Source organism: Porticoccus sp. (genome assembly GCA_023261185.1).
In the GTDB taxonomy this organism is placed as follows: Bacteria; Pseudomonadota; Gammaproteobacteria; order Pseudomonadales; family Porticoccaceae; genus Porticoccus; species Porticoccus litoralis.
Genome location: JALRJN010000056.1, coordinates 1 through 5,120, shown reverse-complemented (window position 1 = coordinate 5,120; position 5,120 = coordinate 1). Strand labels below are relative to the sequence as shown.

3 protein-coding genes and 1 pseudogene are annotated in these 5,120 nt (G+C 52.2%); 3 read left to right on the top strand and 1 reads right to left on the bottom strand.

Annotated features, from left to right (window positions below; genetic code table 11):
- A pseudogene (locus ACYZYZ_RS05165) lies at positions 1 to 723 on the bottom strand (bifunctional aconitate hydratase 2/2-methylisocitrate dehydratase); the annotation flags it as partial.
- A gap of 268 nt (positions 724 to 991) precedes the next feature.
- Between ACYZYZ_RS05165 and ACYZYZ_RS05160 the strand changes: the two are divergent.
- The 3 genes from ACYZYZ_RS05160 to ACYZYZ_RS05150 all read left to right on the top strand — a co-directional run bounded on the left by ACYZYZ_RS05160 (position 992) and on the right by ACYZYZ_RS05150 (position 4,914).
- Positions 992 to 1,648 carry a glutathione S-transferase family protein gene (locus tag ACYZYZ_RS05160; protein ID WP_305169342.1) on the top strand — a complete coding sequence of 219 codons (657 nt, stop codon included), beginning with the start codon at positions 992 to 994 and terminating at the stop codon, positions 1,646 to 1,648.
- An 8-nt stretch (positions 1,649 to 1,656) separates the two neighbouring features.
- On the top strand, positions 1,657 to 2,268 hold the full coding sequence (locus ACYZYZ_RS05155) for a MiaE family protein (protein ID WP_461483492.1): 612 nt from the start codon (positions 1,657 to 1,659) through the stop codon (positions 2,266 to 2,268).
- Between the two features lie 351 nt (positions 2,269 to 2,619).
- Complete coding sequence (locus ACYZYZ_RS05150; RefSeq protein WP_305169340.1) at positions 2,620 to 4,914, top strand: TonB-dependent receptor; 2,295 nt, start codon at positions 2,620 to 2,622, stop codon at positions 4,912 to 4,914.
- Positions 4,915 to 5,120: the final 206 nt, after the last annotated feature.

Genomic DNA, 5,120 nt, shown 5'->3' with positions numbered 1-5,120 from the left:
ACCCACTACGTCACCGACGTATGCCAGCGGGAAACCTTTTTCCTGCAGGGCTTCGATCTGTTTGATCGGGCCAACGCTGCCCGGCTGATCCGGCTCAATACCTTCACGGGCGTTTTTCAGCATCGCCAGAGCGTGCAGAGGGATATCCGGGCGAGACCAGGCATCCGGCGCCGGAGACAGGTCATCGGTGTTGGTTTCACCGGTCACTTTGAAAACGATGGCCTTGATGCTTTCTGGCACAGCGTCTTCCTGTGTGAACCACTCGGCGTCGGCCCAGGATTGCAGAACGGCTTTGGCATTGGCGTTGCCAGCGTCGGCTTTCTCGGCCACGTCGTGGAAGGCATCGAATACCAGGATAGTGTTTTTCAGCTCTTCGGCTGCCTGGGAGGCCAACTCGGCGTCATCCAGCAGCTCGACCAGGGTAGCTACGTTGTAGCCGCCGTGCATGTTGCCCAGCAGTTTGACAGCTGCCAGACGATCGATCAGGGGAGAAGTGGCTTCGCCTTTGGCGACGGCACTCAGGAAACCGGCCTTCACATAGGCTGCTTCGTCAACACCCGGGGGTACGCGGTTGGCGATCAGGTCCAGCAGGAACTCTTCTTCGCCTGCGGGTGGATTTTTCAACAATTCCACCAGATCGGCAGTCCATTCTGGTGTCAGGGGTTTCGGGGGGATTCCTTGTGCGGCACGATCCGCAACATGTTGACGATAGGCTTCAAGCACGATTTGCATCCTCTTCTTAATCTTGTGAGTTTACCCGACGCAGTGGGATCACCTCTGGGCGGGGTCTATCGGTAACACATACCGATGAGGGGTATTCGGCTGCTGGGCCACAATAGGAGCCACGGGCAAGGGCTCAGTATAGTACATCAAATCTGTGCTTCAGGTAACGTGACTAAAGTGGATAACCGCCATTCACCGGGTAAATTCTCTGTTACACTTTCCGCCATAACAATCAGCCCTGGCGGGCGTTTGGCAAGGGGAAATGGTTATGCTCAAGCTCTACGGTTTTCATGTCAGTAACTACTTCAACATGGTCAAGCTGGCCTTGCTTGAAAAGGGGTTTGAGTTTGAGGAAATTCGCACCTATCCCAGCCAGGAGCCGCAGTTTCTGACCATCAGCCCTATGGGTAAGGTGCCCTGCCTCGAAGCGAGAGAGGGTTTCATCAGTGAGACTTCCGCCATTCTCGAGTTTCTTGAGGATGTCACCCCGGAAGTGCCGCTGATGCCCGCCGACCCCTTCGCCCGCGCCAAGGCTCGTGAATTGATGAAAGTATGCGAGCTTTACATCGAGTTACCCGCCCGGCGACTCTACAACGGTGTGTTTTTCGGTGGCAGCAATTCCCAGCGCACGGTGGATTCGGTGAGACCCCAAGTGGAAAAAGGCATGCGGGCGCTCGGGCGCCTTGTACAGTTCAATCCTTACCTGGCTGGCAGTGACTTCACCTATGCCGATATCGTCGCCTATCACACCATTGGGCCAGTAGAAAAAACCATGCAGGTGGTTTACGGCTGGTCAGTACTGGGTGCGGTGTCCGGGTTGCAGCAATGGTACGATAACGTCGCCAGCAGGCCCATTGTCGCCGAGTTGGATCGAAGTATCCTTAACGAGCGCGAAACCTTCTTCAACCAGCAGTCCGGAGAGTAATTACCACCATGTCAGCACTGGAGGAAATCCAGGCGTTTTTGCCGTGCCCCACGCCTGATAGCTGGGTCGAGGAGGCGAAAGCCCCTCAAAACCTGGACATTTTGTTGATAGATCATGCGAATTGCGAGAAGAAAGCTGCCAGCACGGCCCTGAACCTGATTTACCGCTATATCGACAACTTCGAGCTGCTCAACAAGATGTCGCGGCTAGCTAGGGAAGAAATGCGTCACTTCGAGCAGGTGATTGCCATCATGAAAAAACGCGGTATTGAATACCGTAACATCAATGCAGCCCGTTACGCGGCGGGACTGCGCAGCAAGGTGCGCACCCACGAGCCTGCCAAACTGGTGGATACTCTGATTGTCGGTGCCTTTATCGAAGCCCGCTCCTGTGAGCGCTTTGCCAAACTGGCACCATACCTGGACCCGGAACTCCAGAAGTTCTACCTGTCACTGCTTACTTCTGAAGGACGCCACTACAAGGATTACCTCATCCTGGCCCGCAAGGCAGCCGGGGATGCGGAAGTGGACAAGCGCATCGCCGTATTCCGTGAGCAAGAGCAGGAACTGGTGGAAGCGCTGGACAGTGAATTTCGGTTTCACTCGGGACCCTTGAAGTAACGAGTCGCTCACAGGCACCTAGCATGCGGGTTTCACCCCGACTATTGGACACCTCTGATCAGACCCGTGACAATTTTGTCAGCGGGATACTCAATAGCGCCAATTAACACGCCTTCCTGTCATCTGCCTATCTTTAAAAAACAACCAACAACACAGGCTTTCACTCCACAAAAGGAATTTTTCCCATAGGAGATTGTGCCTTTGAGCATTACTGTCTAGGACTAATAAAAAAGACAGGCGTTATATGCTCGACACAGCCTGCCTCGATAACTCTGTTCATAGATTCAACAATAAAAAATTTCGCCCAGTTCCCGGTGTGATAGTTATGCCGGATGGCAGTAGGAGCAAAACATGGCAATTACATTTCAGCGCAGCACCTTGTCTATACTCTTGGCTACGGCACTGATGCCTGGTCTTGGCAGCGCCGATGAGTCGCAACAACCATTGGAGAATATTGAAGTCGTTGGCGTCACACCCTTATCCGGTGTGGGGTTGGCAGCCAATAAGATCCCGGTGAATATCCAGACAGCGACGGCTGAAGATATTGAACGTCAACAGGCGTTGGATATTTCTGACTTTATGAACCAGGCCATGATGAGCATCAGCATCAACCATGCACAAAACAACCCCTTTCAACCCGACTTGAAATTCCGCGGTTTTACCGCTTCCCCGCTGGTCGGCAATGCCCAGGGTATTTCTGTTTACCAGGATGGCATCCGCATCAACGAGCCGTTTGGTGATGCCGTCAATTTTGAGTTGTTGCCAAAATCTGCCATTGCCAGCATGAATATGATGTCGGGTTCCAATCCGTTATTCGGTTTGAACACCCTGGGTGGTGCCTTATCCCTGCATACCAAAAATGGCTTCACCCACCCGGGGCATAGCCTTGAAGCCTACAGCGGCTCTTTTGGTCGTGATTCCGGCACCATTGAAACGGGCGGCAATTATGGAAACTTTGCTTACTTTGCCACGGGCTCAATTACCAAGGAGGATGGCTGGCGGGATTTTTCACCTTCCAGGGTTGAACAGTTCTTCACCAACTTGAGCTACCAGAATGACACCACCAGCCTGGATTTCGGCGTTACGCTGGTAGACAGTGACCTGAATGGCAACGGGCCTGCACCGGTTGAAATGGTCAAGGCTGATCGTGAGGCCGCCTTTACCCACCCGGATAACACGCAAAATGAATTGCGTATGTTTACCCTGAACGGGTCACACTGGCTCAATGATTACACAATGTTAGCCGCCAATACCTATTACCGCCGCAGTGATCGCTCCACCTTCAATGGTGATGGTTCAGAGCTGGAAATTGATGGCGCCAATATCGTGGATGATGATGGGGGCGTTATCACGCCATTTGCGCCGTTAGGCTTTAACGGCAGTGAAGAATTTATCGCCCTCAACAACACCAGTGAAACCGAGCAGGACAGTTATGGCTTTGGTTTTCAGGCGACATTTCTAAACGATGTGCTGGAGCGAGAAAACCAGTTGATTGTTGGCGCAGCCTACGACACATCGGATGTGGATTATTCATCGCAAGCGGAAATTGCCCGGTTTACCGATACCCGCGGCACATCTGGAACCGGTTTCATTGTCGATGAAACCGTGGTTGATGGTGAGATAGAAACGGATATCTTCAGCCTCTTCTTTACCAATACCCTGTCACTCACCGAGCGTTTGGACCTGACGTTCGGTGGTCGTTATAACTGGATTCAGATTGACATTTCCGGTACCAGTGAAGGTGGTGCGCAGGATCTGAACGAATCGGGCAATAAGCATGTTTTCAAACGTTTCAATCCGACGGTCGGGTTTACCTATGCATTGCAGGACAACCTGACGGCCTACGGTAACTACAGTGAATCCAATCGCGCGCCAACCCCGTCTGAATTAACCTGTTCTGAAGAAAGCAGCCCCTGTTCTTACCCCAATGCCTTTTTGTCAGATCCGCCGTTGGATGATGTGATTGCCCGAACCATTGAGGCGGGTTTCAGAGGCCAGAATGGTTCCATCAATTGGAGTGCCGGGGCATTTTATACCCAGCTGAAAGATGATCTGTTTTTCTTCCCTGATGTCGAAGATGACGTGAATGACCCGCGTTTAACCCTGGGTAATTTCGACAATATCGATAAAACCGCCCGTGCCGGGCTGGAATTGGCGGCGAATGGTCTGCACGACAACCTGCGCTGGTTTAGCAGTTATTCCTATGTGCGCGCCACGTTCGAAGATCGCTTCCTCTATGCCCGTGAAGTCGATGATGATGTGGAAACATTTGAGGTAACAAAAGGTGATCGCCTGCCGGGTATTCCCGAGCACAACATCAAAATTGGTGTCGATTATGCCTTTACGCCGAAGTTGTCCATCGGTGCGACGGCTTCCTACCAATCGAGCCAGTACTTCCGGGGCGATGAGGCCAACCAGGACAAAAAAATAAGTGCGTATCGTGTGGTTAACCTGCATGGTCGTTACAAGCTGAATAAAAACGTTCAGTTCTTTGCAAAAGTCGACAACCTGTTTGACAGTCAGTATCAAAACTTTGGCTTATATGGTGAGCCGGATGAAGCGCCTGGTCTGGATTTGGAAGACCCGCGTTTTGTCGGCGCCGGTGCCCCCAGGGCTGGATGGATTGGATTCAAAGTATCTCTTTAATCCATCCGGTCAAATGAGGCTGCCGCCTCAACATTGATATGCCAGTCAGTTCGTCTGACTGGCATTTTTTTATTGGCAATGATGCAGCAATGACAAAGCGCCGTGCGGGCATCCTGTTAAGCGCTAAGGTCAGCACAGCGAACAGTTGCCCGTCAGAGGTTGGCTATGCTGTAGGCTTTATGGTCAACTCATCACGTGGGATTTGC

Excerpts from the sequence above, each read along its gene's own strand:
- ACYZYZ_RS05160 (WP_305169342.1), top strand. The coding sequence starts at position 992 with ATGCTCAAGCTCTACGGTTTTCATGTCAGTAACTACTTCAACATGGTC.
- ACYZYZ_RS05155 (WP_461483492.1), top strand. The coding sequence starts at position 1,657 with ATGTCAGCACTGGAGGAAATCCAGGCGTTTTTGCCGTGCCCCACGCCT.
- ACYZYZ_RS05150 (WP_305169340.1), top strand. The coding sequence starts at position 2,620 with ATGGCAATTACATTTCAGCGCAGCACCTTGTCTATACTCTTGGCTACG.